The 24816-nt window shown below is 39.3% G+C and carries 37 protein-coding genes; 36 read left to right on the top strand and 1 reads right to left on the bottom strand.

Annotated features, from left to right (window positions below; translation table 11 throughout):
* Positions 1–36 precede the first annotated feature (36 nt).
* The 6 genes from rpoC to tuf all read left to right on the top strand — a co-directional run bounded on the left by rpoC (position 37) and on the right by tuf (position 8546).
* On the top strand, positions 37–3636 hold the full coding sequence (gene rpoC / locus ACE38V_RS20715; protein WP_375844315.1) for a DNA-directed RNA polymerase subunit beta': 3600 nt from the start codon (positions 37–39) through the stop codon (positions 3634–3636).
* A gap of 178 nt (positions 3637–3814) precedes the next feature.
* Positions 3815–4063: a 50S ribosomal protein L7ae-like protein gene (locus ACE38V_RS20720; protein WP_375844317.1), complete on the top strand. Its 249-nt coding sequence runs from the start codon at positions 3815–3817 to the stop codon at positions 4061–4063.
* Between the two features lie 105 nt (positions 4064–4168).
* Complete coding sequence (rpsL, locus tag ACE38V_RS20725) at positions 4169–4591, top strand: 30S ribosomal protein S12 (protein WP_075980311.1); 423 nt, start codon at positions 4169–4171, stop codon at positions 4589–4591.
* Between the two features lie 41 nt (positions 4592–4632).
* Positions 4633–5103 (top strand): 30S ribosomal protein S7, encoded by a 471-nt coding sequence (gene rpsG / locus ACE38V_RS20730; protein ID WP_375844318.1) that lies wholly within the window; start codon positions 4633–4635, stop codon positions 5101–5103.
* 51 nt (positions 5104–5154) lie between these two features.
* A complete protein-coding gene (fusA, locus tag ACE38V_RS20735; RefSeq protein ID WP_375844320.1) occupies positions 5155–7233 on the top strand; it encodes an elongation factor G in 2079 nt (692 codons plus the stop codon).
* A gap of 125 nt (positions 7234–7358) precedes the next feature.
* Positions 7359–8546, top strand: a complete 1188-nt coding sequence (gene tuf / locus ACE38V_RS20740) for an elongation factor Tu (protein WP_375844322.1) — start codon at positions 7359–7361, stop codon at positions 8544–8546.
* A gap of 58 nt (positions 8547–8604) precedes the next feature.
* Here the strand turns inward: tuf and ACE38V_RS20745 are convergent, their stop codons facing one another.
* Positions 8605–9219: a nitrous oxide reductase accessory protein NosL gene (locus tag ACE38V_RS20745; RefSeq protein ID WP_375844323.1), complete on the bottom strand. Its 615-nt coding sequence runs from the start codon at positions 9217–9219 to the stop codon at positions 8605–8607.
* A 508-nt stretch (positions 9220–9727) separates the two neighbouring features.
* Between ACE38V_RS20745 and rpsJ the strand changes: the two genes are divergently transcribed.
* The 30 genes from rpsJ to rplQ all read left to right on the top strand — a co-directional run bounded on the left by rpsJ (position 9728) and on the right by rplQ (position 24652).
* A complete protein-coding gene (rpsJ, locus tag ACE38V_RS20750) occupies positions 9728–10036 on the top strand; it encodes a 30S ribosomal protein S10 (RefSeq protein WP_003348621.1) in 309 nt (102 codons plus the stop codon).
* Positions 10037–10073: 37 nt separating this feature from the next.
* Positions 10074–10703: a 50S ribosomal protein L3 gene (gene rplC / locus ACE38V_RS20755; protein WP_375844326.1), complete on the top strand. Its 630-nt coding sequence runs from the start codon at positions 10074–10076 to the stop codon at positions 10701–10703.
* Positions 10704–10728: 25 nt separating this feature from the next.
* On the top strand, positions 10729–11352 hold the full coding sequence (gene rplD, locus ACE38V_RS20760) for a 50S ribosomal protein L4 (protein ID WP_375844328.1): 624 nt from the start codon (positions 10729–10731) through the stop codon (positions 11350–11352).
* Positions 11352–11636, top strand: a complete 285-nt coding sequence (gene rplW, locus ACE38V_RS20765; RefSeq protein WP_375844330.1) for a 50S ribosomal protein L23 — start codon at positions 11352–11354, stop codon at positions 11634–11636. Before rplD ends, rplW begins: the two co-directional genes overlap by 1 nt.
* A gap of 24 nt (positions 11637–11660) precedes the next feature.
* On the top strand, positions 11661–12491 hold the full coding sequence (rplB, locus tag ACE38V_RS20770) for a 50S ribosomal protein L2 (protein ID WP_375844332.1): 831 nt from the start codon (positions 11661–11663) through the stop codon (positions 12489–12491).
* Positions 12492–12551: 60 nt separating this feature from the next.
* Positions 12552–12830 carry a 30S ribosomal protein S19 gene (gene rpsS, locus ACE38V_RS20775; RefSeq protein WP_375844334.1) on the top strand — a complete coding sequence of 93 codons (279 nt, stop codon included), beginning with the start codon at positions 12552–12554 and terminating at the stop codon, positions 12828–12830.
* A 17-nt stretch (positions 12831–12847) separates the two neighbouring features.
* Positions 12848–13189 (top strand): 50S ribosomal protein L22, encoded by a 342-nt coding sequence (gene rplV, locus ACE38V_RS20780; protein ID WP_375844336.1) that lies wholly within the window; start codon positions 12848–12850, stop codon positions 13187–13189.
* A 3-nt stretch (positions 13190–13192) separates the two neighbouring features.
* Entirely contained in the window at positions 13193–13849 is a 657-nt protein-coding gene (rpsC, locus tag ACE38V_RS20785) for a 30S ribosomal protein S3 (RefSeq protein ID WP_375844338.1), read from the top strand.
* Position 13850: 1 nt separating this feature from the next.
* Complete coding sequence (gene rplP, locus ACE38V_RS20790; protein WP_375844339.1) at positions 13851–14285, top strand: 50S ribosomal protein L16; 435 nt, start codon at positions 13851–13853, stop codon at positions 14283–14285.
* Positions 14275–14478 carry a 50S ribosomal protein L29 gene (gene rpmC / locus ACE38V_RS20795; RefSeq protein ID WP_003351417.1) on the top strand — a complete coding sequence of 68 codons (204 nt, stop codon included), beginning with the start codon at positions 14275–14277 and terminating at the stop codon, positions 14476–14478. Before rplP ends, rpmC begins: the two co-directional genes overlap by 11 nt.
* A gap of 20 nt (positions 14479–14498) precedes the next feature.
* The gene (rpsQ, locus tag ACE38V_RS20800; protein WP_375844342.1) at positions 14499–14762 is read left to right on the top strand and encodes a 30S ribosomal protein S17; all 264 of its coding nucleotides are present in this window, start codon (positions 14499–14501) and stop codon (positions 14760–14762) included.
* Positions 14763–14801: 39 nt separating this feature from the next.
* Positions 14802–15170: a 50S ribosomal protein L14 gene (rplN, locus tag ACE38V_RS20805; protein ID WP_375844343.1), complete on the top strand. Its 369-nt coding sequence runs from the start codon at positions 14802–14804 to the stop codon at positions 15168–15170.
* Positions 15171–15205: 35 nt separating this feature from the next.
* Positions 15206–15517: a 50S ribosomal protein L24 gene (rplX, locus tag ACE38V_RS20810; protein WP_375844345.1), complete on the top strand. Its 312-nt coding sequence runs from the start codon at positions 15206–15208 to the stop codon at positions 15515–15517.
* Positions 15518–15543: 26 nt separating this feature from the next.
* Positions 15544–16083, top strand: a complete 540-nt coding sequence (gene rplE / locus ACE38V_RS20815; RefSeq protein WP_375844346.1) for a 50S ribosomal protein L5 — start codon at positions 15544–15546, stop codon at positions 16081–16083.
* A gap of 26 nt (positions 16084–16109) precedes the next feature.
* Positions 16110–16295, top strand: a complete 186-nt coding sequence (locus ACE38V_RS20820) for a type Z 30S ribosomal protein S14 (protein WP_256237720.1) — start codon at positions 16110–16112, stop codon at positions 16293–16295.
* Between the two features lie 31 nt (positions 16296–16326).
* Positions 16327–16725, top strand: a complete 399-nt coding sequence (gene rpsH / locus ACE38V_RS20825) for a 30S ribosomal protein S8 (protein ID WP_075980329.1) — start codon at positions 16327–16329, stop codon at positions 16723–16725.
* 31 nt (positions 16726–16756) lie between these two features.
* Complete coding sequence (gene rplF, locus ACE38V_RS20830) at positions 16757–17293, top strand: 50S ribosomal protein L6 (RefSeq protein WP_375844349.1); 537 nt, start codon at positions 16757–16759, stop codon at positions 17291–17293.
* A gap of 32 nt (positions 17294–17325) precedes the next feature.
* The gene (rplR, locus tag ACE38V_RS20835; protein ID WP_375844351.1) at positions 17326–17688 is read left to right on the top strand and encodes a 50S ribosomal protein L18; all 363 of its coding nucleotides are present in this window, start codon (positions 17326–17328) and stop codon (positions 17686–17688) included.
* A 24-nt stretch (positions 17689–17712) separates the two neighbouring features.
* Entirely contained in the window at positions 17713–18213 is a 501-nt protein-coding gene (gene rpsE, locus ACE38V_RS20840; RefSeq protein WP_375844353.1) for a 30S ribosomal protein S5, read from the top strand.
* 13 nt (positions 18214–18226) lie between these two features.
* Positions 18227–18409 carry a 50S ribosomal protein L30 gene (gene rpmD / locus ACE38V_RS20845; RefSeq protein ID WP_375844355.1) on the top strand — a complete coding sequence of 61 codons (183 nt, stop codon included), beginning with the start codon at positions 18227–18229 and terminating at the stop codon, positions 18407–18409.
* Between the two features lie 33 nt (positions 18410–18442).
* A complete protein-coding gene (rplO, locus tag ACE38V_RS20850; RefSeq protein ID WP_375844357.1) occupies positions 18443–18883 on the top strand; it encodes a 50S ribosomal protein L15 in 441 nt (146 codons plus the stop codon).
* Positions 18883–20175 carry a preprotein translocase subunit SecY gene (secY, locus tag ACE38V_RS20855; RefSeq protein ID WP_375844359.1) on the top strand — a complete coding sequence of 431 codons (1293 nt, stop codon included), beginning with the start codon at positions 18883–18885 and terminating at the stop codon, positions 20173–20175. The genes rplO and secY overlap by 1 nt, the downstream gene beginning before the upstream one ends.
* Positions 20176–20232: 57 nt before the next feature.
* Complete coding sequence (locus ACE38V_RS20860) at positions 20233–20883, top strand: adenylate kinase (protein WP_375844361.1); 651 nt, start codon at positions 20233–20235, stop codon at positions 20881–20883.
* Entirely contained in the window at positions 20883–21629 is a 747-nt protein-coding gene (gene map, locus ACE38V_RS20865) for a type I methionyl aminopeptidase (RefSeq protein ID WP_375844363.1), read from the top strand. The genes ACE38V_RS20860 and map overlap by 1 nt, the downstream gene beginning before the upstream one ends.
* Positions 21630–21938: 309 nt before the next feature.
* Positions 21939–22157 (top strand): translation initiation factor IF-1, encoded by a 219-nt coding sequence (gene infA, locus ACE38V_RS20870; protein ID WP_075980338.1) that lies wholly within the window; start codon positions 21939–21941, stop codon positions 22155–22157.
* A gap of 38 nt (positions 22158–22195) precedes the next feature.
* Positions 22196–22309, top strand: coding sequence for a 50S ribosomal protein L36 (gene rpmJ / locus ACE38V_RS20875; RefSeq protein ID WP_000868344.1), 114 nt, complete (start codon positions 22196–22198; stop codon positions 22307–22309).
* Positions 22310–22331: 22 nt separating this feature from the next.
* Entirely contained in the window at positions 22332–22697 is a 366-nt protein-coding gene (rpsM, locus tag ACE38V_RS20880; protein WP_375844367.1) for a 30S ribosomal protein S13, read from the top strand.
* Between the two features lie 21 nt (positions 22698–22718).
* Positions 22719–23108, top strand: coding sequence for a 30S ribosomal protein S11 (rpsK, locus tag ACE38V_RS20885; protein ID WP_075980340.1), 390 nt, complete (start codon positions 22719–22721; stop codon positions 23106–23108).
* Positions 23109–23273: 165 nt separating this feature from the next.
* Positions 23274–24218, top strand: coding sequence for a DNA-directed RNA polymerase subunit alpha (locus ACE38V_RS20890; RefSeq protein ID WP_375844370.1), 945 nt, complete (start codon positions 23274–23276; stop codon positions 24216–24218).
* Between the two features lie 71 nt (positions 24219–24289).
* Positions 24290–24652 carry a 50S ribosomal protein L17 gene (rplQ, locus tag ACE38V_RS20895; protein ID WP_375844371.1) on the top strand — a complete coding sequence of 121 codons (363 nt, stop codon included), beginning with the start codon at positions 24290–24292 and terminating at the stop codon, positions 24650–24652.
* Positions 24653–24816 lie beyond the last annotated feature (164 nt).

Raw genomic sequence — 24816 nt, forward strand, 5'->3', positions numbered from 1 at the left:
GGGTAAAACCTGTATACTAAAAGGGAGGTAGGCCCCTTGCTAGATGTCAATAATTTTGAATATATGAAAATTGGTCTTGCATCACCAGATAAAATTCGTTCATGGTCCTTTGGTGAGGTAAAGAAGCCAGAAACAATTAACTATAGAACTCTAAAACCAGAAAAAGACGGTTTATTTTGCGAGAGAATCTTCGGTCCTACAAAGGATTGGGAGTGTCATTGTGGAAAATATAAGCGTGTTCGCTATAAAGGCGTAGTTTGTGACCGTTGTGGTGTAGAGGTTACAAGAGCAAAAGTCCGCCGCGAACGTATGGGGCATATTGAATTAGCAGCTCCTGTTTCTCATATTTGGTATTTCAAAGGAATTCCTAGCCGTATGGGACTTGTTCTTGACATGTCTCCACGTTCCTTAGAAGAAGTCATCTATTTTGCTTCTTATGTTGTAACAGATCCAGGTGATACGGCACTTGAGAAAAAACAATTATTATCTGAAAAAGAATATAGAGTATACCGTGATAAATACGGTAATAAGTTCCAAGCTTCTATGGGTGCGGAATCGATTAAAAAGCTCCTTTCAGACATCGATTTAGAAAAAGATGTTGAAACACTAAAAGAAGAATTAAAAACAGCACAAGGTCAACGTCGTACAAGAGCGATTAAACGTCTTGAAGTATTAGAAGCGTTCCGTAACTCTGGAAATGATCCTGCATGGATGATTTTAGATGTCCTTCCTGTTATTCCACCGGAATTAAGACCGATGGTACAGCTAGATGGTGGACGTTTTGCCACTTCAGATTTAAACGATCTTTATCGTCGTGTTATTAATCGTAATAATCGTTTAAAACGTTTATTAGATCTAGGTGCTCCAAGCATTATTGTGCAAAATGAGAAACGCATGCTTCAAGAAGCCGTTGATGCGTTAATTGATAATGGCCGCCGTGGCCGTCCAGTTACAGGTCCTGGTAACCGTCCATTAAAATCCCTTTCTCATATGTTAAAGGGGAAACAAGGACGTTTCCGTCAAAACTTGCTTGGAAAACGTGTTGACTATTCAGGTCGTTCCGTTATCGTTGTAGGACCTAATTTGAAAATGTATCAATGTGGTCTTCCAAAGGAAATGGCGCTTGAACTATTCAAACCGTTTGTCATGAAAGAATTGGTTGAAAAAGGATTAGCTCATAATATTAAATCAGCAAAGCGTAAAATTGAAAGAATCTCACCTGATGTGTGGGATGTTTTAGAAGAAGTTATTAGAGAGCATCCAGTTTTACTAAACCGTGCTCCAACTCTTCATAGACTTGGTATTCAGGCATTTGAACCAACTCTTGTTGAAGGTCGTGCCATTCGTCTGCATCCACTAGTATGTACGGCTTATAACGCAGACTTTGACGGGGACCAAATGGCTGTTCACGTACCACTTTCTTCTGAAGCACAAGCAGAAGCAAGACTTCTTATGCTTGCTGCTCAAAACATCCTTAACCCTAAGGATGGTAAGCCAGTTGTTACACCATCACAGGACATGGTATTAGGAAATTACTACTTAACGCTTGAACGTGAGGGCGCAATTGGAGAAGGAATGGTCTTTAAGGATATCAGTGAAGCATTGCTTGCCTATGCAAATGGATACGTGCATTTACATACGAGAATTGCCGTCGCTGCACGTTCTTTAAACAACCAAACCTTTACAGAAGAGCAAAATAATCATTTATTGATTACAACGGTAGGAAAATTAGTATTTAACGAAATCCTGCCTAAAACATTCCCATATATTAATGAACCAACGAAGCTCAACCTTGAAGAAAAAACACCAGAGAAGTATTTTGTTGAAAAAGGAACCGATGTGAAGGCAGTGATTCAATCAATGCCAATCGTGGATCCATTCAAAAAGAAAATTCTAGGAAATATCATCGCGGAAGTGTTTAAACGTTTCAAAATAACGGAAACATCTAAAATGCTTGACCGCTTGAAGGATCTTGGATTTAAATATTCAACAAAAGCGGGCATTACCGTTGGTGTTGCAGATATCGTTGTATTAGGAGAAAAACAACAAATTATTCACGATGCTCAAAACAAAGTGGATAATGTTATGAAGCAATTCAGACGTGGTCTTATTACGGAAGATGAGCGTTATGATCGTGTTATTTCTATCTGGAGTCAAGCGAAGGATACGATTCAAGCAAAATTGATGCATTCCTTGGAAAAAACAAACCCAATCTTTATGATGAGTGACTCCGGAGCCCGTGGTAACGCATCTAACTTTACACAGTTAGCTGGAATGCGTGGATTGATGGCCAACCCGGCTGGTCGTATCATTGAGTTGCCAATTAAATCAAGTTTCCGTGAAGGACTAACCGTATTAGAGTACTTTATCTCTACTCATGGTGCTCGTAAAGGTCTTGCGGATACTGCGTTGAAAACAGCTGACTCAGGTTACTTAACTCGTCGTCTTGTTGATGTGGCACAAGATGTTATTGTTCGTGAAGATGACTGTGGCACCGATCGCGGATTGCTTATCCGAGCATTAAAGGATGGCACAGAAATCATTGAATCACTTGAAGAGCGGTTAATCGGCCGTTATGCAAGAAGAGCCATTAAACATCCTGAGACACATCAAGTCATTGTTCCTGAAAATGGGTTAATTACAGAAGATTTATCCGCTGAAGTCGTAGAAGCAGGAATTGAAGAAGTTTGGATTCGTTCCGCATTTACATGTAATACAAGACATGGTGTATGTAAAAAATGCTATGGCCGTAACTTAGCTACTGGTCAAGAAGTAGAAGTAGGAGAAGCGGTTGGTATCATCGCAGCACAATCAATAGGTGAACCAGGAACACAGCTTACCATGCGTACGTTCCATACCGGTGGGGTTGCTGGAGACGATATTACACAAGGTTTACCTCGTATCCAAGAGATTTTTGAAGCTCGTAATCCTAAAGGTCAAGCGGTTATCACTGAAATTAGCGGTGTTGTTGTGGGAATTAATGAAGGTAAGGATCGTCAGCATGAAATTGTGGTTCAAGGAGAAGTTGAATCAAGAACTTATCATGCACCATACACAGCTCGTCTAAAAGTGACAGTTAATGACCAAGTGGAACGCGGTCAAGAATTAACAGAAGGATCCATTGATCCAAAAGAATTAATTAAAGTAAAAGACGTGACTGCCGTACAAGAGTACTTACTACGTGAAGTTCAAAAAGTTTACCGTATGCAAGGGGTAGAAATTGGCGATAAGCACGTGGAAGTAATGGTACGTCAAATGCTTCGTAAGGTTCGTGTCATTAATGCAGGTGAAACAGATGTACTTCCTGGTACATTACTTGACATTCATCAATTTACGGATGCTAATCAACAAGCGTTGCTTGAAGGAAGACTTCCGGCAACTGGCCGTCCAGTCTTACTCGGTATTACAAAGGCATCTCTTGAAACAGATTCATTCTTATCAGCTGCATCCTTCCAAGAAACAACAAGAGTTCTTACGGATGCTGCTATTAAGGGTAAAAGAGATGAATTACTCGGCTTAAAAGAAAATGTAATCATTGGTAAGTTAGTTCCTGCTGGAACAGGAATGCAACGATATCGAAAAGCTGAGCCTGTTATCATCGATGAAGAATCAGAAGAAACAATCACTATTGGCTAAACATAAAAATGCGGTCGGTCAATCAAGGTCGACCGCTTCTTTATATGTCTATATATAAAAAGTGATAGGATAATTGATCAATAATCACGAAAACATGAAATCAATGTTGACACCACAATTATAAAGTGATAATATATCAAAGGTGCTGCTATTAACCTGTTACTTTGGAGGATAGAAGATGTCTTATGAAAAAGTATCGCAGGCAAAGAATTTTATAGTAGGAACAAAGCAAACAGCAAAGGCTCTTAAACAAGGAATTGTAAAAGAAGTAATAGTTGCGAAAGATGCTGAACCACGTGTTCTAGCCTTTGTAATTAGTACTGCGAATGAATTAAACGTTCCAATTACCTATGTTGACTCGATGAAACGACTTGGAAAAGCATGTAACATAGATGTCGGGACTGCTGCTGTTGCGATAACACATTAAAAACTGTTTTTGTAGCCATTGGTACTACAAGAACTTTGTTTTTGCAACAAAATGAACCACCTGGATGTGTGGGCTTAAAAGAAAAGATGAAGGGAGGACAAATAAATGCCTACAATTAATCAATTAGTGCGTAAACCTCGTACATCAAAAGAGGAAAAGTCAAAATCACCAGCACTAAACAAAGGTTACAACAGTTTCAAGAAATCACAAACTAACGTGTCTTCACCACAAAAACGCGGTGTTTGTACTCGTGTTGGTACTATGACTCCAAAGAAACCGAACTCAGCTTTACGTAAATACGCTCGTGTTCGTTTAACAAACGGAATTGAGGTAACTGCTTATATTCCTGGTATCGGTCATAACCTTCAAGAACACAGTGTTGTACTTATCCGTGGCGGACGTGTAAAAGACTTACCAGGGGTACGTTACCACATTGTTCGTGGTGCACTTGACACTGCTGGTGTTAACAACCGTATGCAAGGCCGTTCCAAATACGGAACTAAGAAGCCTAAAGCAGCAAAAAAATAATCTAAAATTACAATATTACATCTTTGAAAGGAGGAAAAAACATGCCTCGTAAAGGTCCTGTAGCAAAAAGAGACGTATTACCAGATCCGTTATACAATTCAAAATTAATCACTCGTCTTATTAACAAAATGATGATTGATGGTAAAAGAGGTAAGTCACAAGCAATCCTTTATTCTGCATTTGATCTTATCCGTGAACGTTCTGGTAAAGATCCAATGGAAGTATTTGATGCAGCGTTAAAGAACATTATGCCTGTACTTGAAGTTAAAGCTCGCCGTGTAGGTGGATCTAACTACCAAGTACCAGTAGAGGTGCGTCCTGATCGTCGTACAACTCTTGGTCTTCGTTGGTTAGTAAACTATTCACGTCTTCGTGGAGAAAAAACAATGGAAGAGCGTTTAGCTAACGAAATCCTTGATGCAGCTAACAACACTGGTGCATCAGTTAAGAAACGTGAAGATACTCACAAGATGGCAGAAGCAAATAAAGCATTTGCTCACTATCGTTGGTAAGATAACCTTCAAAATAAAAATCACACTCATAGCAGGAAGGAGAAATACCAAATGGCAAGAGAGTTCTCCTTAGAAAATACTCGTAATATCGGGATCATGGCTCATATTGATGCCGGAAAAACAACAACAACAGAACGTGTCCTTTATTATACTGGTCGTATTCATAAAATTGGTGAAACTCATGAAGGTGCATCTCAGATGGACTGGATGGAGCAAGAACAAGAACGTGGTATCACGATTACTTCAGCAGCTACAACTGCTCAGTGGCATGGTCACCGCGTTAACATCATTGATACACCAGGACACGTAGACTTCACTGTTGAAGTTGAACGTTCATTACGTGTTCTAGATGGAGCTGTTGCAGTTCTTGATGCGCAATCAGGTGTTGAACCACAAACAGAAACAGTTTGGCGCCAAGCTACTACTTATGGTGTTCCACGTGTTGTATTCGTAAATAAAATGGATAAAATCGGGGCTGATTTCTTATATTCAGTAAAAACGATTCATGACCGTTTACAAGCGAATGCACATCCAATTCAATTACCAATTGGAGCTGAAGATCAATTCGAAGCAATCATTGACTTAGTAGAAATGAAAGCTCATTTCTATAGTAATGACCTTGGAACTGATATTGAAGTTCGTGAAATTCCAGAAGAGTATAAAGCGCAAGCTGATGAATATCATGAAAAATTATTAGAAGCAGTAGCAGAACTAGATGAAGAATTAATGGAGAAATACCTTGGCGGTGAAGAAATTACTGTTGCTGAATTAAAAACGGCAATTCGTAAAGGTACTGTAAATGTTGAATTCTTCCCAGTAATCTGTGGATCTGCATTCAAAAACAAAGGTGTTCAATTAATGCTTGATGCAGTTATTGATTACCTGCCATCACCATTAGATGTTCCTTCTATTAAAGGAACGTTACCTGATAGTGATGAAGAAGTGGAACGTCATTCTAGTGATGAAGAGCCATTCTCAGCTCTTGCATTCAAAGTTATGACAGACCCATTCGTAGGGAAATTAACATTCTTCCGCGTTTACTCTGGTACTTTAGATTCTGGATCTTATGTTCAGAACTCAACTAAAGGAAAGCGTGAACGTGTAGGACGTATCCTACAAATGCACGCAAACCACCGTCAAGAGATTTCAAAAGTATACGCTGGAGATATCGCAGCAGCGGTTGGTTTAAAGGATACAACAACTGGTGATACTCTTTGTGACGAGAAAAATCTTGTTATCCTTGAGTCAATGGAATTCCCTGAACCAGTTATTCAGCTTTCAGTTGAACCAAAATCAAAAGCAGACCAAGACAAAATGTCAACTGCTTTACAAAAACTTCAAGAAGAAGATCCAACATTCCGTGCACATACTGACCAAGAAACTGGTCAAACCATCATCGCTGGTATGGGTGAGCTCCACCTAGACATCATTGTTGACCGTATGCGCCGTGAATTTAAGGTAGAAGCTAATGTTGGTGCACCACAGGTTGCTTACCGTGAAACATTCCGTGCTTCAGCGCAGGTTGAAGGTAAGTTCGCTCGTCAATCAGGTGGTCGTGGTCAATACGGACACGTTTGGATTGAATTCTCTCCAAACGAAGAAGGAAAAGGCTTCGAATTCGAAAATGGAATTGTCGGTGGGGTAGTTCCTCGTGAATACATCCCAGCTGTGCAATCAGGCCTTGAAGATGCCCTTGAAAGAGGCGTACTTGCTGGCTACCCTATGGTAGACATTAAAGCAAAATTATTTGATGGTTCTTACCATGATGTTGACTCTTCCGAAATGGCGTTTAAGATTGCCGCATCAATGGCTCTTAGAAATGCAGCATCTAAATGTAGCCCTGTTATTCTTGAACCAATTATGAGGGTTGAAGTTGTAATGCCTGAAGAATATCTTGGAGATATCATGGGTGGTATCACTTCACGTCGTGGACGTGTAGAAGGTATGGAAGCTCGCGGTAATGCGCAAGTTGTTCGTGCAATGGTTCCACTTTCAGAAATGTTTGGTTATGCAACATCACTTCGTTCAAGCACTCAAGGTCGCGGAGTTTTCTCTATGCACTTTGACCATTACGAAGAAGTACCAAAATCAATTTCTGAAGAGATCATCAAAAAAAATAAAGGTGAATAATTGATTTTAACCTTTTAATCAAGTATAACTACTAATGTAAGCATGATAGTTTTGGGAATGGCCATCCATTTCCCAAAACATTAAAATACTTAATTATTTTTATAAACCAAAGGAGGATTTTCCTAATGGCAAAAGAAAAATTTGACCGTTCAAAACCACACGTTAACATTGGTACAATCGGACACGTTGACCATGGTAAAACTACTTTAACTGCTGCTATCACTTCTGTTCTTGCAAAAGCAGGTGGTGCTGAAGCGCGCGGATATGATCAAATCGATAACGCTCCAGAAGAAAAAGAGCGTGGAATCACAATCAATACTTCTCACGTAGAATATGAAACAGCAAACCGTCACTATGCACACGTTGACTGCCCAGGACATGCTGACTATGTTAAAAACATGATCACTGGTGCTGCACAAATGGACGGAGGTATCTTAGTAGTATCTGCTGCTGATGGTCCAATGCCACAAACTCGTGAACACATCCTATTATCTCGTCAAGTAGGTGTTCCTTACTTAGTAGTATTCATGAACAAATGTGACATGGTTGATGACGAAGAACTATTAGAATTAGTTGAAATGGAAATTCGTGACCTTCTTTCTGAATATGATTTCCCTGGTGATGATATTCCAGTTATCAAAGGTTCTGCATTAAAAGCATTAGAAGGCGAAAAAGAATGGGAAGATAAAATCATTGAGCTTATGGCTGCAGTTGATGAATATATCCCAACTCCAACTCGTGACACTGACAAACCTTTCATGATGCCAGTTGAAGATGTATTCTCTATTACTGGTCGTGGAACAGTTGCAACTGGACGTGTAGAACGCGGACAAGTTAAAGTTGGTGACGTTGTTGAAATCATCGGTTTAACTGAACAACCAAAATCAACTACTGTAACTGGTGTTGAAATGTTCCGTAAGCTTCTTGATTATGCTGAAGCTGGAGACAACATTGGAGCTCTTCTTCGTGGGGTTGCTCGTGAAGAAGTACAACGTGGTCAAGTATTAGCTAAACCAGGTTCAATCACTCCACACACTAAATTTACTGCTCAAGTTTATGTATTATCAAAAGAAGAAGGTGGACGTCATACTCCATTCTTCACTAACTACCGCCCTCAGTTCTACTTCCGTACAACTGACGTAACTGGAATCGTCAATCTTCCAGAAGGCGTAGAAATGGTTATGCCTGGTGATAACATCGAAATGACAGTAGAACTAATTGCACCTATCGCTATCGAAGAAGGTACTAAATTCTCTATCCGTGAGGGTGGACGTACAGTAGGCGCTGGATCAGTTGCTTCTATTACTGAATAATGAATGATGTAAAAAGGCTGGTGGATGAAATTCCACCAGCCTTTTCATTTTACCTGATTTATTTTTTATCCTTACTGTCCATGTTCATTTGATCATCGCTCTTCATGTTCATTTTATCTTTACTACTCATGTTCATCTTCATTTTGTATCTTTCATTAGCTACTTTATCAATATCATTCCAAGAAACAATTGCTGCCTGAAGATTTTTATTTTCGCTTACATATTTATCAGCATTTGCTTTATCAGCAAAGAATAAATATCCGTATTTCATAGGTGTTTGGACATTTGCTTTAACAGGAACAGCAGTCTTTGCGTCGATCCATTTAGAAGACTCATAATCTTTTACCCACTGATTCTTTAATTGCTCTCCTGTTTTTCTTTCGTAATTTAATAAACAGCCTGAGTCATCGAAGAAAATGTTTTTCCCATCCTTATTCACGGCTTGGGCTGTAAAAACCCCCATTTTATCTTCTTTAGTGTAGATCTTCATATTACAAAAGGCACACTTATCATTATGAGTTGGTTCAATGGCTTTTGCTGTTGTCGTGCTCTCCTCTTGTTTTGCCTGTTTGTCATTATTCTCGGTTACGTTGTTTTGTTTCTCAGAACTGCAAGCTGAAAGGATGATAGCAGAAAGCAGTCCGAATAAAATAAATAAAATCTTTTTCTTCATAAAAACTTCCCTCCATAATATTTGTTCCCATTTATGCTAACAACCCTTTGTGAGAAAAGAGTGAATTTTTAGAGAAATATAAGTGATAATTTAAGATATATTGTTACGTAATAGAGAATCATGCAAAATTGAGCGTGTTTCGTATAGATCAGGAGGTTTAAATATATGGAGAAGAGGGTAATGTGATCTTATATATATAAGAAAGAATTCATTCAAACATAAAAAAGATAGCGAAATAAATTGGAAACCAAAAGTCAATTTTCTGACTATATCGTTGCTGCTTGAATTTATCCAAGACACCCTATATAATAGTAAAAGTGCGTGAACATAAAGAAATGAAGATTCTTGTTGATTTTGCTTTATGATTCCAGTATAATAGACAATGTTGGTCTTTGACTGCGATGATGTGGAAGGTTGCTGACACACCCGGCCGCTTTGCCATGGCGAGTGTGTGGGAAATTTTCACGGAGAATGTCTATAGTAAAATAGGCGAAAAGGAGGGAAAATAATGGCAAAACAAAAAATTCGTATCCGTTTAAAGGCTTATGATCACAGAATCCTTGATCAATCTGCAGAAAAAATTGTAGAAACAGCTAAACGTTCAGGTGCAGCTGTGTCTGGTCCGATTCCTCTACCAACAGAGAAATCAGTTTACACAATTCTTCGTGCGGTGCACAAATACAAAGATTCTCGTGAACAATTCGAGATGCGTACACACAAACGTCTAATCGACATCATTAATCCAACTCCACAAACAGTTGATTCATTAATGCGTTTAGATTTACCATCTGGTGTTGATATCGAAATTAAACTTTAATGAATAAAAATGAAAAAATTTAGGAGGTGTGACTATAATGACCAAAGGAATCTTAGGAAGAAAAATCGGTATGACTCAAGTATTTGCTGAAAATGGTGAACTTATCCCGGTAACAGTTGTTGAGGCTGCTCCAAACGTTGTTCTTCAAAAGAAATCTGCTGAAACTGATGGCTACGAAGCTATTCAACTTGGATTTGAGGACAAACGCGAAAAGCTTTCAAACAAACCTGAGAAAGGGCATGTTACTAAAGCTAATACTGCTCCTAAGCGCTTCGTTCGTGAATTCCGCGAACTAAACTTAGATGGGTATGAGGTTGGTCAGGAAGTCAAAGTAGAAAATTTCGCTGCAGGCGATATTGTAGATGTAACAGGAATTTCAAAAGGGAAAGGTTTCCAAGGCTCTATCAAGCGTCATGGACAATCTCGTGGACCAATGGCTCACGGTTCTCGTTACCATCGTCGTCCTGGTTCAATGGGACCAGTTGCTCCAAACCGTGTATTTAAAGGTAAAGCACTACCTGGTCGTATGGGCGGAGAACAAATCACTGTGCAAAACCTTGAAATTGTTAAAGTTGATGCAGAACGCAATCTTCTTTTAATTAAAGGGAATGTACCAGGTGCGAAAAAAGCATTATTAAAAATTAAGAGTGCGATAAAAGCGAAATAAGTAAGTCGGAAAGGAGGAAATAAGAATGCCGAAAGTAGCATTATTTAACCAAGGTGGATCTCAAGTTGGAGAAATCGAACTTAATGATTCAGTATTTGGTGTTGAGCCAAATAACCATGTGTTATTTGAAGCTGTAATTATGCAAAGAGCTTCCTTACGTCAAGGAACTCATAAAACAAAGGTTCGCTCTGAAATATCTGGTGGCGGTCGTAAACCATGGCGTCAAAAAGGAACTGGACGTGCACGTCAAGGTTCAATTCGTTCTCCACAATGGCGTGGAGGTGGTACTGTATTCGGTCCTGTACCTCGTAGCTACAGCTACAAATTACCGAAAAAAGTACGCCGTTTAGCAATTAAATCAGCATTGTCTTCTAAAGTATTAGAAGAAAATATTTTAGTATTAGAAAGCCTTGCTTTTGAAACTCCAAAAACAAAAGACTTCAAAGGTGTATTAACAGGTCTATCTGTTGATTCTAAAGCACTAATTGTTACTGCTGACTTAGATGAAAACGTAGCATTATCTGCTCGTAACATTCCTGGTGTAACAGTCGTTACTGCAAATGGAATTAGCGTATTGGATGTTTTAAATCATGATAAGCTAATCATGACTAAAGCAGCGGTTGATAAAGTAGAGGAGGTGCTTGCATAATGGATGCACGCGATATCATTAAGCGCCCCGTTATTACAGAACGTTCTTCCGATTTAATGTCTGAAAGAAAGTATACTTTCGAAGTAGACGTTAGAGCAAACAAAACTCAAGTTAAAGATGCTGTAGAAGAAATCTTTGGTGTAGATGTAGAAAAAGTCAACATCATGAACTATAAAGGTAAGTTTAAACGCATGGGACGTTTTGGTGGATACACAAATAAACGTCGAAAAGCGATTGTAAAACTTACTGAAGACAGTAAAGCAATTGAATTCTTTGAAATTTAATAAATAGAAGAGGAGGGAAATCTAATGGCGATTAAAAAATACAAACCTACCTCCAACGGTCGTCGCGGAATGACTACTTCTGATTTCGCTGAAATCACAACTAGCACTCCAGAAAAAACTCTTTTAGCTCCATTAAAGAGCAATGGCGGTCGTAATAACCAAGGTAAGTTGACAGTTCGTCATCAAGGTGGCGGTCATAAGCGTCAATACCGCATTATCGATTTTAAACGCAACAAAGATGGCATTCCAGGCCGCGTTGCTACAATCGAGTATGATCCAAACCGTTCAGCAAATATTGCATTAATCAATTATGTAGATGGAGAGAAACGCTATATTCTTGCTCCTAAAAACCTAAGTGTAGGAATGGAAGTTATGTCAGGACCAGAAGCTGACATCAAAGTTGGTAACTCTCTTCCATTAGCAAACATTCCCGTTGGTACAGTTATTCACAATATCGAGTTAAAACCTGGTAAAGGTGGACAATTAGTACGTTCTGCTGGTACTTCAGCACAAGTTCTTGGTAAAGAAGGAAAATACGTACTAGTACGTTTAAACTCTGGTGAAGTTAGAATGATTCTAGCAACTTGTCGTGCAACTGTAGGTCAAGTTGGTAACGAACAACATGAACTTATTAACATTGGTAAAGCAGGTCGTTCTCGTTGGTTAGGTAAACGCCCAACTGTACGTGGATCTGTAATGAACCCTAATGACCATCCACATGGTGGTGGTGAAGGACGCGCGCCAATCGGACGTAAGTCTCCAATGTCTCCTTGGGGTAAACCAACTCTTGGATACAAAACTCGTAGCAAGAAAAACAAATCAGATAAATTTATCGTACGTCGTCGTAAAAAATAACGGGATTGAACTACGGTTCATAAATGGGGCCGTAGAGCAATCACGAAGGGAGGTTCAATCATGGGTCGCAGCTTAAAAAAAGGACCTTTTGTTGATGAGCACTTAATGACAAAGATCGAAAAGTTAAATGAGACAGAAGGCAAGCAAGTGGTCAAAACTTGGTCTCGCCGTTCTACGATCTTCCCACAATTCATCGGTCATACAATTGCAGTTTATGATGGTCGTAAACATGTACCGGTTTATGTAACTGAAGACATGGTAGGTCACAAACTTGGAGAATTTGCTCCAACTCGTGCGTACAAAGGCCATGCTAATGATGATAAGAAAACAAGACGTTAATGAGAGGAGGCATTCTTATGCAAGCTAAAGCTGTCGCAAGAACAGTTCGTATTGCTCCTCGTAAAGCTCGCTTAGTGGTTGATTTAATTCGAGGTAAGCAAGTAGGTGAAGCAGTGGCTATTCTTAAGCTCACTCCAAAGGCTGCTTCTCCAATCGTAGAGAAAGTTTTAAAATCTGCATTAGCAAACGCAGAACATAACTACGAAATGGATGTAAATAACCTAGTAGTTGAACAGGCTTTTGTAGACGAAGGACCAACATTGAAACGTTTCCGTCCTCGTGCTATGGGACGTGCAAGCCAAATTAATAAACGTACTAGTCATATTACTATCGTTTTATCAGAGAAGAAGGAGGGATAATCAGTGGGTCAAAAAGTAAATCCAGTCGGTTTGCGTGTTGGGATCATCCGTGATTGGGAATCCAAATGGTACGCAGGCAAAGACTACGCAGATCTTTTACACGAAGACCTAAAGGTTCGTGAGTATATTACGAAACGTTTAAAGGACGCTTCTGTTTCTAAAGTTGAAATCGAACGTGCTGCAAATCGTTTAAACATCACTATCCACACTGCGAAACCTGGTATGGTTATCGGTAAAGGTGGTACTGAAGTTGAGGCTCTTCGTAAAGCACTTAACTCATTAACTGGCAAACGAGTTCATATCAACATTCTTGAAATCAAAAAAGCAGACATCGATGCGAAATTAGTAGCGGAAAATATTGCTCGTCAATTAGAAAACCGTGTATCTTTCCGTCGTGCTCAAAAGCAAGCTATTCAACGTGCTATGCGCGGTGGTGCTAAAGGTATCAAAACAATGGTATCTGGTCGTTTAGGCGGAGCAGACATTGCTCGTTCTGAATCATACAGCGAAGGAACTGTTCCACTTCATACACTTCGTGCAGATATCGATTATGCAACTGCTGAAGCAGATACAACTTACGGTAAATTAGGCGTAAAAGTATGGATCTATCGTGGAGAGGTCCTTCCTACTAAGAAGAAAACTGAGGAAGGAGGCAACTAATATGTTAATGCCAAAACGTGTTAAGTATCGTCGTGTACATCGTGGCAAAATGCGCGGTCAATCAAAAGGCGGTACTGAAGTAAGCTTCGGTGAATATGGTCTTCAAGCTCTTGAAGCATCATGGATTACAAACCGTCAAATTGAAGCAGCTCGTATTGCAATGACTCGTTACATGAAACGTGGAGGAAAAGTTTGGATTAAAATTTTCCCTCATAAATCATATACTGCTAAGCCTCTTGAAGTCCGCATGGGTTCCGGTAAAGGTGCTCCAGAAGGATGGGTAGCAGTTGTAAAACCAGGTAAGATTATGTTCGAAATTGCCGGTGTTTCTGAAGAGATTGCTCGCGAAGCGCTTCGTCTTGCATCACACAAACTTCCAATTAAATGTAAGTTTGTAAAACGTGAAGAAATTGGTGGTGAATCAAATGAAAGCTAATGAAATTCGTGACCTTACCACTGCTGAAATCGAACAAAAAGTGAAATCATTAAAAGAAGAGCTTTTCAACCTACGCTTTCAATTGGCGACAGGACAACTTGAAAATACAGCTCGTATTCGTGAAGTACGCAAAGCGATTGCTCGCATGAAGACTGTGATTCGTGAGAGAGAGATCGGCGTTAACAATCGATAAACAGGGAGGAGGTTCGCACGATGAGTGAACGCAACCAACGCAAAGTTTATACTGGACGCGTTGTATCTGACAAAATGGATAAAACAATTACTGTTCTTGTCGAAACATACAAAAAGCATCCTCTTTACGGTAAACGCGTAAAGTACTCTAAAAAGTTCAAAGCTCATGATGAGCAGAACGCTGCAAAAGTTGGCGATATCGTACGTATTATGGAAACTCGTCCGCTTTCTGCGACTAAACGCTTCCGTCTTTTGGAAGTAGTAGAAAAAGCAGTAATTATTTAATGTTCGGAATAAGTTACATCCCGAAGGGAGGTTACACACATGATTCAACAAGAATCACGTTTAAAAGTTGCTGACAACTCAGGTGCTCGTGAAGTACTTACAATTAAAGTTCTTGGTGGCTCTGGCCGCAAAACCGCAAACATTGGTGATGTGATCGTTTGTACAGTGAAACAAGCAACACCAGGTGGCGTTGTTAAAAAAGGTGACGTTGTTAAAGCGGTTGTTGTAAGAACAAAATTCGGCGTACGTCGTAATGACGGTTCATACATTCGTTTCGATGAAAACGCATGTGTAATTATCCGTGATGATAAGAGCCCACGTGGAACTCGTATCTTCGGACCAGTTGCACGTGAACTTCGTGACAACAACTTTATGAAGATTGTTTCATTAGCTCCAGAAGTACTATAATTCAAAACAAATTGCCTTTAAGGAGGTGCGAACAGATGCATGTAAAAAAAGGTGACAAAGTCATGGTCATCTCTGGTAAGGATAAAGGCAAAACTGGTGTTATTCTAGCGGCATACCCAAAACAAGACCGAGTGATTGTTGAAGGTGTTAATATCGTGAAAAAACACTCTAAGCCATCCCAAGTGAATCCACAAGGTGGAATCATCAGCCAAGAGGCACCTATTCATGTATCAAACGTAATGCCAGTTGATCCCAAATCAGGCCAACCTACACGCGTTGGATATCAAGAGGTTGATGGCAAAAAAGTACGTGTTGCAAAAAAATCCGGTGAAGTTCTAGATAAATAGTCTATAAATGAAGGGAGGTACAATGAATGAACCGCCTAAAAGAAAAGTTTGATAAAGAAATTACTCCAGCTCTTGTGAGTAAATTTACCTATAAATCAGTAATGCAAGTACCAAAGCTTGAAAAGATCGTTATTAACATGGGTGTTGGTGACGCTGTTCAAAATGCAAAAGCACTTGATAACGCTGTTGAAGAATTATCGCTCATTACTGGTCAAAAACCAGTTGTCACTCGTGCGAAAAAATCAATTGCTGGTTTCCGTCTTCGTGAAGGTATGCCAATCGGTGCAAAAGTTACACTTCGTGGAGAGCGCATGTATGAATTCTTTGACAAATTAGTTTCTGTTTCTCTACCACGGGTACGTGACTTCCGTGGAATTTCAAAGAAATCTTTTGATGGCCGTGGAAACTACACTCTTGGTGTAAAAGAACAGTTAATCTTCCCTGAAATTGATTATGATAAAGTAAGCAAAGTTCGTGGTATGGATATCGTTATCGTTACAACTGCAAATACTGATGAAGAAGCACGTGAACTTTTAACTCAATTTGGAATGCCGTTCCAAAAGTAATCTCTATATAAAAGGGAGGCGAAAACGTGGCTAAGAAATCAATGATAGTGAAACAAAAACGTACGCCTAAATATAAGGTACAAGAATACACTCGTTGCGAGCGTTGTGGACGTCCACATTCTGTATACCGTAAATTTAAGCTTTGCCGTATTTGTTTCCGTGAATTAGCATACAAAGGACAAATTCCTGGTGTGAAAAAAGCTAGCTGGTAAAACCTAAAGTTCGGGAAGGAGGTAAAAACAAATGGTCATGACAGATCCAATTGCAGATTTGCTAACTCGCATCCGTAATGCGAACATGGTTCGTCACGAAAAATTAGAGGTTCCTGCTTCTAATATTAAGAAAGAAATCGCTGAAATTTTAAAGCGTGAAGGTTTCGTTCGTGATGTTGAATATATCGAGGATAACAAACAAGGAATTATTCGTATTTTCCTTAAATATGGTCCAAACAATGAGCGCGTTATTACTGGACTAAAACGTATCAGTAAGCCTGGTCTTCGTGTTTATGCAAAAACGAACGAGGTTCCTCGTGTGCTTAACGGACTAGGTATCGCATTAGTATCTACTTCTCAAGGCGTTCTTACAGATAAAGAAGCTCGCGCAAAACAAATTGGCGGAGAAGTATTAGCATACGTTTGGTAATAGAGTTTCTTAATGAATGGAGGTGCAATAAATGTCTCGCGTAGGTAAAAAACCAATCGAAATCCCAACAGGTGTTACCGTTACAATCAACGAAAACACTGTTACTGTAAAGGGTCCTAAGGGTGAACTAATTCGTTCTTTTAACCCTGATATGACTATTCAAGTGGAAGAGAACGTGATTAACGTAACTCGCCCATCTGATGTGAAAGAACATCGCGCATTGCACGGAACAACACGCGCATTACTTTCAAACATGGTTGAAGGTGTTTCTAAAGGATTTGAAAGAAGCCTTGAATTAATCGGGGTAGGGTATCGTGCTCAAAAACAAGGTAAAAAGCTTGTATTAAACGTAGGATATTCTCATCCAGTAGAAATCGAACCAGAAACTGGTCTTGAAATCGAAGTTCCATCAAATACAAAAGTTATTGTTAAGGGTGTTAGCAAAGAGCGCGTAGGCGCCCTAGCTGCCAACATTCGTGATGTACGTCCTCCTGAGCCTTATAAAGGCAAAGGAATCCGTTATGAAGGCGAATTTGTACGTCGTAAAGAAGGTAAAACTGGTAAGTAATGCCGCATAGGTAAACGAAAGGAGTGACCTAAATGATTACGAAGGCTGACAAAAATGCAGTACGTAAAAAAAGACATGCTCGTGTACGTGCAAAACTTAGTGGTACTGCAGCTCGTCCTCGTTTAAATGTGTTTCGTTCCAACAAACATATTTATGCGCAATTAATCGATGATGTTAATGGAGTTACGATCGCAAGTGCTTCTACATTAGATAAAGAAATTAGTCTTGATGCAACAGCAAATGTTGATGCTGCAGTTAAGGTCGGAGAATTAGTTGCTAAACGCGCTACTGTAAAAGGTGTTACATCTGTAGTGTTCGACCGTGGGGGATATTTGTACCATGGACGTGTGAAAGCATTAGCTGACGCAGCTCGTGAAAACGGCTTAGAATTTTAATAGACAAAGGAGGGACACACAAAGATGAATCGTATTGATCCAAACAAACTTGAACTTGAAGAACGCGTAGTTACGGTTAACCGTGTTGCGAAAGTTGTTAAAGGTGGACGGCGTTTTCGTTTCACTGCTCTTGTAGTAGTAGGAGACAAAAATGGTCATGTAGGTTTCGGTACTGGTAAAGCTCAAGAGGTACCAGATGCTATTCGTAAAGCGATTGAGGATGCGAAAAAGAACTTAGTTTCTGTACCTATGGTTGGTACAACTATTCCTCATGAAGTAATTGGACACTTTGGTGCTGGTGAAATCCTTCTAAAACCTGCTTCTGAAGGTACAGGAGTTATCGCTGGTGGTCCAGTTCGTGCGGTTCTTGAATTAGCTGGTGTTGGTGATATCCTATCTAAATCATTAGGTACTAATACACCAATTAACATGGTTCGTGCAACAATCGACGGATTAAATCAATTGAAACGTGCTGAGGAAGTAGCGAAATTACGCGGAAAATCAGTAGAAGAACTGTTAGGATAAGGAGGGAAATCAAATGGCAAATACTCTAGAAATTACCCTCACTCGCAGTGTGATTGGACGTCCACAAAGTCAACGTGAAACTGTTAAAGCACTAGGTCTACGTAAAGTAAACCAAACAGTAGAACAACAAGATAACCCAGCAATTCGCGGGATGATTAACAAAGTATCTCATTTAGTTACTGTAACTGAAAAATAATTAGATTTTTCTTCTAAATAAGGAGGTGCCAACATGAAACTTCATGAATTACAGCCTGCAGAAGGTTCTCGTAATGAACGCAAACGCAAAGGTCGCGGTATTGGTTCAGGTAATGGAAAAACTGCTGGTAAAGGTCATAAAGGTCAAAACGCACGTTCAGGCGGCGGAGTACGTCCTGGATTCGAAGGTGGTCAAACTCCTTTATTCAGACGTTTACCAAAACGTGGTTTCACAAACATTCATCGGAAAGAATTCGCTATCATCAATCTTGATGTGCTAAATCGTTTCGAAGAGGGAACTGAAATTACACCAGAACTTCTTATCGAAACTGGTCTTGTAAGTAAAGAAAAAGCAGGAATTAAGGTTCTTGCAAAAGGCAAAGTTGAGAAAAAGCTTACAGTTAAAGCTCATAAATTCTCTTCTGCTGCAAAGGAAGCTATTGAAGCTGCCGGCGGTCAAACTGAGGTGATTTAATGTTTCAAACGATCTCCAACCTTATGCGTGTTGCTGAGATAAGAAGAAAGATTATTTTCACCCTTCTCATGTTAGTTGTATTTCGCATCGGTACATTTATCCCTGTACCGAATGTGAATGCAGAACTATTAGGCGCTCAAGATGAAATGAATGTCTTCGGTGTTCTTAATACATTTGGAGGGGGAGCCCTTAAGAAATTCTCGATTTTTGCAATGGGAATTATGCCATACATTACAGCATCTATCATTATTCAGTTATTACAAATGGATGTAGTACCAAAGTTAACGGAGTGGTCGAAGCAAGGAGAAGTTGGACGCCGTAAAATAGCTCAGATTACTCGCTACTTTACAATTGTGCTTGGTTTTATCCAAGCTTTTGGCATGTCTTACGGTTTTAACAATCTTGCTGGCGGAGCTCTTATTGAAAATCCAGGCATTGGTACTTATCTATTAATCGCAATTGTATTAACAGCTGGTACAGCTTTTCTGTTGTGGTTAGGTGAACTGATTACTTCAAAGGGTGTAGGAAATGGAATCTCTATCATTATCTTTGCTGGGATCGTAGCTCAGATTCCAACAACGGTCAATCAAATCTATGCTCAGCAATTTGAAAATGTAGGAGAAGCACTTTTCCTTCGTATTGTAACGTTGGTTATTATTGTACTTGCAATTATTGCTGTAGTTGTTGGGGTAATTTTCGTTAACCAAGCATTACGCAAAATTCCAATTCAATATGCAAAACGGATGGTGGCTGGCCGTACACCTGTAGGTCAATCCACTCATTTGCCATTGAAGGTTAATGCCGCAGGGGTTATTCCTGTTATCTTTGCTATTTCATTTATTGTTACTCCTAGAACGATAGCTTCTTTCTGGGGTACCAATGATGTTACTACATGGATCCAGAAGATCTTTGACTATACACATCCTATTGGGATGGTCATATATAGTGCATTGATTGTGGCATTCACATATTTTTACGCCTTTATTCAGGTAAATCCGGAGCAATTATCCGATAATCTGAAGAAACAAGGTGGATATATTCCTGGTATTCGACCTGGTAAAAATACTCAGGAGTATTTGACTCGTGTCTTATATCGTTTAACAATCGTTGGTGCTTTATTCTTAGCTGCAATTGCCATACTACCGGTTTTCTTCATTAATCTCGCAAATTTACCACAGTCTGCTCAAATCGGTGGAACAAGCTTACTAATTGTTGTTGGTGTTGCCCTTGAAACAATGAAACAACTAGAAGCACAGCTTGTTAAACGTCACTATAAAGGTTTTATTAAATAAGCGGTTATGGGGACCAGTAGTTCCCTTAACCGTAAAAGAGACTGAGGGGGAATTCGAGTGAATTTAGTATTAATGGGGCTCCCTGGTGCTGGTAAAGGTACTCAAGCTGAGAAAATCGTCGATAGTTATGGCATTCCTCATATCTCAACTGGAGATATGTTCCGAGCTGCAATGAAGGAAGGAACAGAGCTAGGATTAAAGGCTAAATCTTATATAGATCAAGGTGCACTTGTACCAGACGAAGTGACTATTGGGATTGTAAGAGAACGTTTAAGCAAAGAGGATTGCAATAAAGGATTCTTATTAGACGGGTTTCCAAGAACTGTTCCACAAGCCGAAGCACTTGAGGATATTTTAAAAGATTTAGGCAAAACAATTGATTACGTCATTAATATTGATGTTGATCAAGACATTCTAATGGAGCGCTTAACAGGACGAAGAATCTGTAAGGATTGCGGAGCGACTTATCATCTAGTGTTTAATCCTCCAGCAAAAGAAAACACATGTGATCGATGCGGTGGAGAATTATATCAACGAGCTGATGATAATGAAAACACTGTTAAAAACCGTTTAGAAGTCAATGTTCAACAATCTAAACCATTACTCGATTTTTATGAGACGAAAGGCTACTTACGAAATATTAATGGTCAACAAGATATTCAGGTAGTTTTCGAAGAAGTGAATCGTCTCCTCGGGAGTTTGAATTAATGATTATTTGTAAATCTCCAAGAGAAATCGAAATTATGCGAGAAGCAGGTCGCATAGTAGCACTCACTCACCAAGAGTTAAAAAAACATATTGCTCCAGGAATCTCAACCAAAGAATTGGATGTAATTGCTGAAAATTTTATTCGTAAACAGGATGCAATTCCTTCTTTCAAGGGTTATAATGGGTTTCGCGGAAGCGTGTGTACCTCTGTGAATGAAGAACTGGTTCACGGAATTCCTGGTGACCGAGTTTTAAATAATGGTGACATTATTAGCATTGATATAGGCGCTAAGTTTAATGGTTACCACGGTGATTCAGCTTGGACTTATCCTGTCGGTACGGTGGATGAAGATACAATGCGTCTATTAGATGTAACGGAGTCGTCTTTATACAAAGGACTGATAGAAGCTAAGCCAGGTGTACGTCTAACGAACATTTCCCATGCAATTCAAGAGTATGCGGAATCAAATGGCTTTTCTATTGTACGTGAGTATGTCGGACATGGAATTGGGAAAGACTTACATGAGGACCCTGATGTTCCTCACTATGGTCCACCTAATAAAGGTCCGCGATTAAGACCCGGAATGGTGCTTGCTATTGAACCGATGGTGAATGCAGGAAGTCGTTATGTTAAGACATTGGCTGATGACTGGACTGTTGTTACAGTTGATGGAAAGATGTGTGCTCATTTTGAACATACAATCGCGATCACTGAAACAGGCTATGAAATATTAACGCAAGTTTAATTTGAGATAGTTGTTCGATATCTTAAGTTCAGGCATTGCTTAATTCGAAAAATTGTATCGCGAAATGATTAGGCGATATTGATTTTGTATGCTATAATGAGAAGGTTGACTGACTTTGGGGCTGTTATAGTCTTAAATTTGTTTTTATGGAACACTTTTAAAATGGCAAATAGCTAAAAAGGTCAATAGATTTTTGCGTTACCAGAATTAAGTTGGTATTTTGAACCATTCGATATATACAGGGACTCTTAATACAATATTTAAGTTTATAAGGTTACGTATCTTAGAAAAGAAGGGGGAATCAGTTCGATGGCGAAAGATGATGTTATTGAAATCGAAGGTACTGTTACGGAAACTTTGCCGAATGCAATGTTTAAAGTTGAATTAGAAAATGGTCATACTGTATTAGCTCACGTTTCTGGTAAGATTCGCATGCACTTTATTCGTATTTTGCCAGGTGATAAAGTAACAGTTGAGCTTTCTCCATATGACTTAACTCGCGGAAGAATTACTTATCGCTTTAAATAATCTTGATTGCACTCCGTACTATTAAGGAGGTTAGGATAATGAAAGTAAGACCATCTGTTAAACCCATCTGCGAAAAATGTAAAGTTATCCGCAGACGCGGTAAAGTTATGGTTATCTGTGAAAACCCTAAGCATAAACAAAAACAAGGTTAATAACAAGGAGGTGCGCATCTAAATGGCACGTATTGCAGGTGTTGATATCCCACGTGAAAAGCGTGTAGTTATCTCATTAACTTACATCTATGGTATTGGAAAAAATACTGCACAAAAAGTATTAGCTGAAGCAGGTGTTTCTGAAGACACTCGTGTACGCGATTTAACAGAAGACGAATTAACAAAAATTCGTGAGAGCATCGACAAATTAAAAGTTGAAGGTGACCTTCGTCGTGAAGTATCCCTCAACATTAAACGTCTAATGGAAATTGGTTGCTACCGTGGACTTCGTCATCGTCGTGGTTTACCAGTTCGTGGTCAAAATACGAAGAACAATGCTCGTACACGCAAAGGTCCTCGTAAGACTGTAGCTAACAAGAAGAAATAATTGGTAAAGGAGGTACTTTAAATGGCTCGTAAAACTAATACACGTAAACGTCGTGTGAAAAAAAATATTGAATCAGGTATTGCTCATATTCGTTCAACATTTAATAATACAATCGTAACGATTACTGACGTTCATGGTAATGCTCTTTCTTGGTCAAGTGCTGGTGCATTAGGATTTAAAGGTTCTCGTAAATCTACTCCTTTCGCAGCACAAATGGCAGCAGAAACAGCTGCAAAAGCATCTATGGAACATGGTATGAAAACTCTTGAAGTAACTGTAAAAGGACCTGGTGCAGGACGTGAAGCTGCAATCCGTGCTCTTCAAGCTGCTGGTCTAGAAGTTACAGCTATTAAAGACGTTACTCCAGTACCACATAACGGATGCCGCCCACCAAAACGTCGTCGTGTTTAATTTTTCTGTATAGAATTTGTATCCCTGTCTATAATGGGATATGATGAGTATTTTAGATTATCAGAATGATTAATCCAGTTGTTGTGCACAATCGGGAATGTATACATGGGGACTTTCGGTTACCATATAACCGAGGTTTCGACGTTTTGAAGGAGGGTATATTTGATGATCGAAATAGAAAAACCAAAAATTGAAACGGTTGAGATCAGCGATGATGCCAAATACGGAAAGTTCGTCGTAGAACCACTTGAGCGTGGATATGGTACTACTTTGGGTAACTCCTTACGTCGTATCCTATTATCCTCACTCCCAGGTGCTGCTATTACAGCGATTCAAATTGAAGGGGTACTCCATGAGTTCTCAACAATTGAAGGCGTCGTTGAAGATGTAACATCTATCATTTTAAACATTAAGAAATTAGCATTGAAAATCTATTCTGATGAAGAAAAGACGCTTGAAATTGATGTTCAAGGTGAAGGTGTTATTACTGGTGCAAATATCACGCATGACAGTGACGTCGAAATTCTTAACCCTGATCTTTATATCGCTACTCTTGGATCAAATGGTCATCTACGCATGCGTTTAACAGCTAGACGTGGTCGTGGCTATACTCCTGCTGATCAAAATAAGAGAGAAGATCAACCAATTGGTGTCATACCTATCGACTCCATTTACACTCCAGTATCACGTGTTGCTTATCAAGTAGAAAATACACGTGTCGGTCAAATGACCAACTATGATAAACTAACTTTTGATGTTTGGACTGACGGAAGTACTGGTCCACAAGATGCGATAGCACTTGGAGCGAAGATTTTAACTGAGCATTTGAATATCTTTGTTGGATTAACTGATGAAGCGCAAAATGCTGAGATAATGGTTGAAAAAGAAGAAGATCAAAAAGAAAAAGTTCTTGAGATGACAATTGAGGAGCTTGATTTATCAGTTCGTTCATATAACTGCTTAAAACGCGCTGGCATCAATACCGTTCAGGAATTGGCTAATAAAACTGAAGAAGATATGATGAAGGTACGTAACTTAGGTCGTAAATCTCTAGAAGAAGTAAAACATAAATTAGAAGAGCTTGGTTTAGGTTTACGTAAAGACGACTGATTCATTCATTCGCTTGGACGATGAACGTTTAAACTTGCTAAAATCATAACTCAAAAAGGAGGGAAACTTTCATGGGATACAGAAAGTTAGGACGCACCAGCGCTCAGCGTAAAGCTATGTTACGTGACTTAGCTACAGACTTAATCATCAACGAGCGTATTGAAACAACTGAAACACGCGCAAAAGAACTTCGCTCAGTTGTTGAAAAAATGATCACTCTAGGCAAACGTGGAGATTTACATGCACGTCGTCAAGCTTCTGCTTACATTCGTAACGAAGTAGCAAATGTTGAAACGAACCAAGATGCAGTTCAAAAACTATTCAGCGATATCGCTCCTCGTTATGAAGAACGCCAAGGTGGTTACACTCGTATTATGAAATTAGGGCCTCGTCGCGGTGATGGCGCACCAATGGTAATCATTGAGTTAGTTTAATATAATCACTCACAGACAACAAGGGCTCAGGACAGTTTAGTGAAAACTTGTTCTTTGCCCTTTTTCTGTAAAAGATATTTGTTTAATAGAAATAAGCCCCAATAGAGCGTTATGATGAGCGTGTTACATACATGAATGGAAGTGGTACATCCCTTTCTTGTATG

Origin of the sequence: Cytobacillus sp. Hz8 (assembly GCF_042263505.1) — a bacterium.
GTDB lineage: Bacteria > Bacillota > Bacilli > Bacillales > Cytobacillaceae > Bacillus_BE.

Excerpts from the sequence above, each read along its gene's own strand:
- rpsH (WP_075980329.1), top strand. The coding sequence starts at position 16,327 with ATGGTCATGACAGATCCAATTGCAGATTTGCTAACTCGCATCCGTAAT.
- ACE38V_RS20745 (WP_375844323.1), bottom strand. The coding sequence starts at position 9,219 with ATGAAGAAAAAGATTTTATTTATTTTATTCGGACTGCTTTCTGCTATC.
- rplW (WP_375844330.1), top strand. The coding sequence starts at position 11,352 with ATGGATGCACGCGATATCATTAAGCGCCCCGTTATTACAGAACGTTCT.
- rplD (WP_375844328.1), top strand. The coding sequence starts at position 10,729 with ATGCCGAAAGTAGCATTATTTAACCAAGGTGGATCTCAAGTTGGAGAA.
- rpmJ (WP_000868344.1), top strand. The coding sequence starts at position 22,196 with ATGAAAGTAAGACCATCTGTTAAACCCATCTGCGAAAAATGTAAAGTT.
- infA (WP_075980338.1), top strand. The coding sequence starts at position 21,939 with ATGGCGAAAGATGATGTTATTGAAATCGAAGGTACTGTTACGGAAACT.
- rpmC (WP_003351417.1), top strand. The coding sequence starts at position 14,275 with ATGAAAGCTAATGAAATTCGTGACCTTACCACTGCTGAAATCGAACAA.
- rpsL (WP_075980311.1), top strand. The coding sequence starts at position 4,169 with ATGCCTACAATTAATCAATTAGTGCGTAAACCTCGTACATCAAAAGAG.
- rplV (WP_375844336.1), top strand. The coding sequence starts at position 12,848 with ATGCAAGCTAAAGCTGTCGCAAGAACAGTTCGTATTGCTCCTCGTAAA.
- rplR (WP_375844351.1), top strand. The coding sequence starts at position 17,326 with ATGATTACGAAGGCTGACAAAAATGCAGTACGTAAAAAAAGACATGCT.
- rpsS (WP_375844334.1), top strand. The coding sequence starts at position 12,552 with ATGGGTCGCAGCTTAAAAAAAGGACCTTTTGTTGATGAGCACTTAATG.
- rplX (WP_375844345.1), top strand. The coding sequence starts at position 15,206 with ATGCATGTAAAAAAAGGTGACAAAGTCATGGTCATCTCTGGTAAGGAT.
- map (WP_375844363.1), top strand. The coding sequence starts at position 20,883 with ATGATTATTTGTAAATCTCCAAGAGAAATCGAAATTATGCGAGAAGCA.
- rplE (WP_375844346.1), top strand. The coding sequence starts at position 15,544 with ATGAACCGCCTAAAAGAAAAGTTTGATAAAGAAATTACTCCAGCTCTT.
- ACE38V_RS20720 (WP_375844317.1), top strand. The coding sequence starts at position 3,815 with ATGTCTTATGAAAAAGTATCGCAGGCAAAGAATTTTATAGTAGGAACA.
- rplB (WP_375844332.1), top strand. The coding sequence starts at position 11,661 with ATGGCGATTAAAAAATACAAACCTACCTCCAACGGTCGTCGCGGAATG.
- rpsJ (WP_003348621.1), top strand. The coding sequence starts at position 9,728 with ATGGCAAAACAAAAAATTCGTATCCGTTTAAAGGCTTATGATCACAGA.
- rplF (WP_375844349.1), top strand. The coding sequence starts at position 16,757 with ATGTCTCGCGTAGGTAAAAAACCAATCGAAATCCCAACAGGTGTTACC.
- rplO (WP_375844357.1), top strand. The coding sequence starts at position 18,443 with ATGAAACTTCATGAATTACAGCCTGCAGAAGGTTCTCGTAATGAACGC.
- rplQ (WP_375844371.1), top strand. The coding sequence starts at position 24,290 with ATGGGATACAGAAAGTTAGGACGCACCAGCGCTCAGCGTAAAGCTATG.
- rpmD (WP_375844355.1), top strand. The coding sequence starts at position 18,227 with ATGGCAAATACTCTAGAAATTACCCTCACTCGCAGTGTGATTGGACGT.
- rpsG (WP_375844318.1), top strand. The coding sequence starts at position 4,633 with ATGCCTCGTAAAGGTCCTGTAGCAAAAAGAGACGTATTACCAGATCCG.
- rpsQ (WP_375844342.1), top strand. The coding sequence starts at position 14,499 with ATGAGTGAACGCAACCAACGCAAAGTTTATACTGGACGCGTTGTATCT.
- rplN (WP_375844343.1), top strand. The coding sequence starts at position 14,802 with ATGATTCAACAAGAATCACGTTTAAAAGTTGCTGACAACTCAGGTGCT.
- rplC (WP_375844326.1), top strand. The coding sequence starts at position 10,074 with ATGACCAAAGGAATCTTAGGAAGAAAAATCGGTATGACTCAAGTATTT.
- ACE38V_RS20890 (WP_375844370.1), top strand. The coding sequence starts at position 23,274 with ATGATCGAAATAGAAAAACCAAAAATTGAAACGGTTGAGATCAGCGAT.
- secY (WP_375844359.1), top strand. The coding sequence starts at position 18,883 with ATGTTTCAAACGATCTCCAACCTTATGCGTGTTGCTGAGATAAGAAGA.
- rpsM (WP_375844367.1), top strand. The coding sequence starts at position 22,332 with ATGGCACGTATTGCAGGTGTTGATATCCCACGTGAAAAGCGTGTAGTT.
- rpsE (WP_375844353.1), top strand. The coding sequence starts at position 17,713 with ATGAATCGTATTGATCCAAACAAACTTGAACTTGAAGAACGCGTAGTT.
- fusA (WP_375844320.1), top strand. The coding sequence starts at position 5,155 with ATGGCAAGAGAGTTCTCCTTAGAAAATACTCGTAATATCGGGATCATG.
- rplP (WP_375844339.1), top strand. The coding sequence starts at position 13,851 with ATGTTAATGCCAAAACGTGTTAAGTATCGTCGTGTACATCGTGGCAAA.
- rpsK (WP_075980340.1), top strand. The coding sequence starts at position 22,719 with ATGGCTCGTAAAACTAATACACGTAAACGTCGTGTGAAAAAAAATATT.
- tuf (WP_375844322.1), top strand. The coding sequence starts at position 7,359 with ATGGCAAAAGAAAAATTTGACCGTTCAAAACCACACGTTAACATTGGT.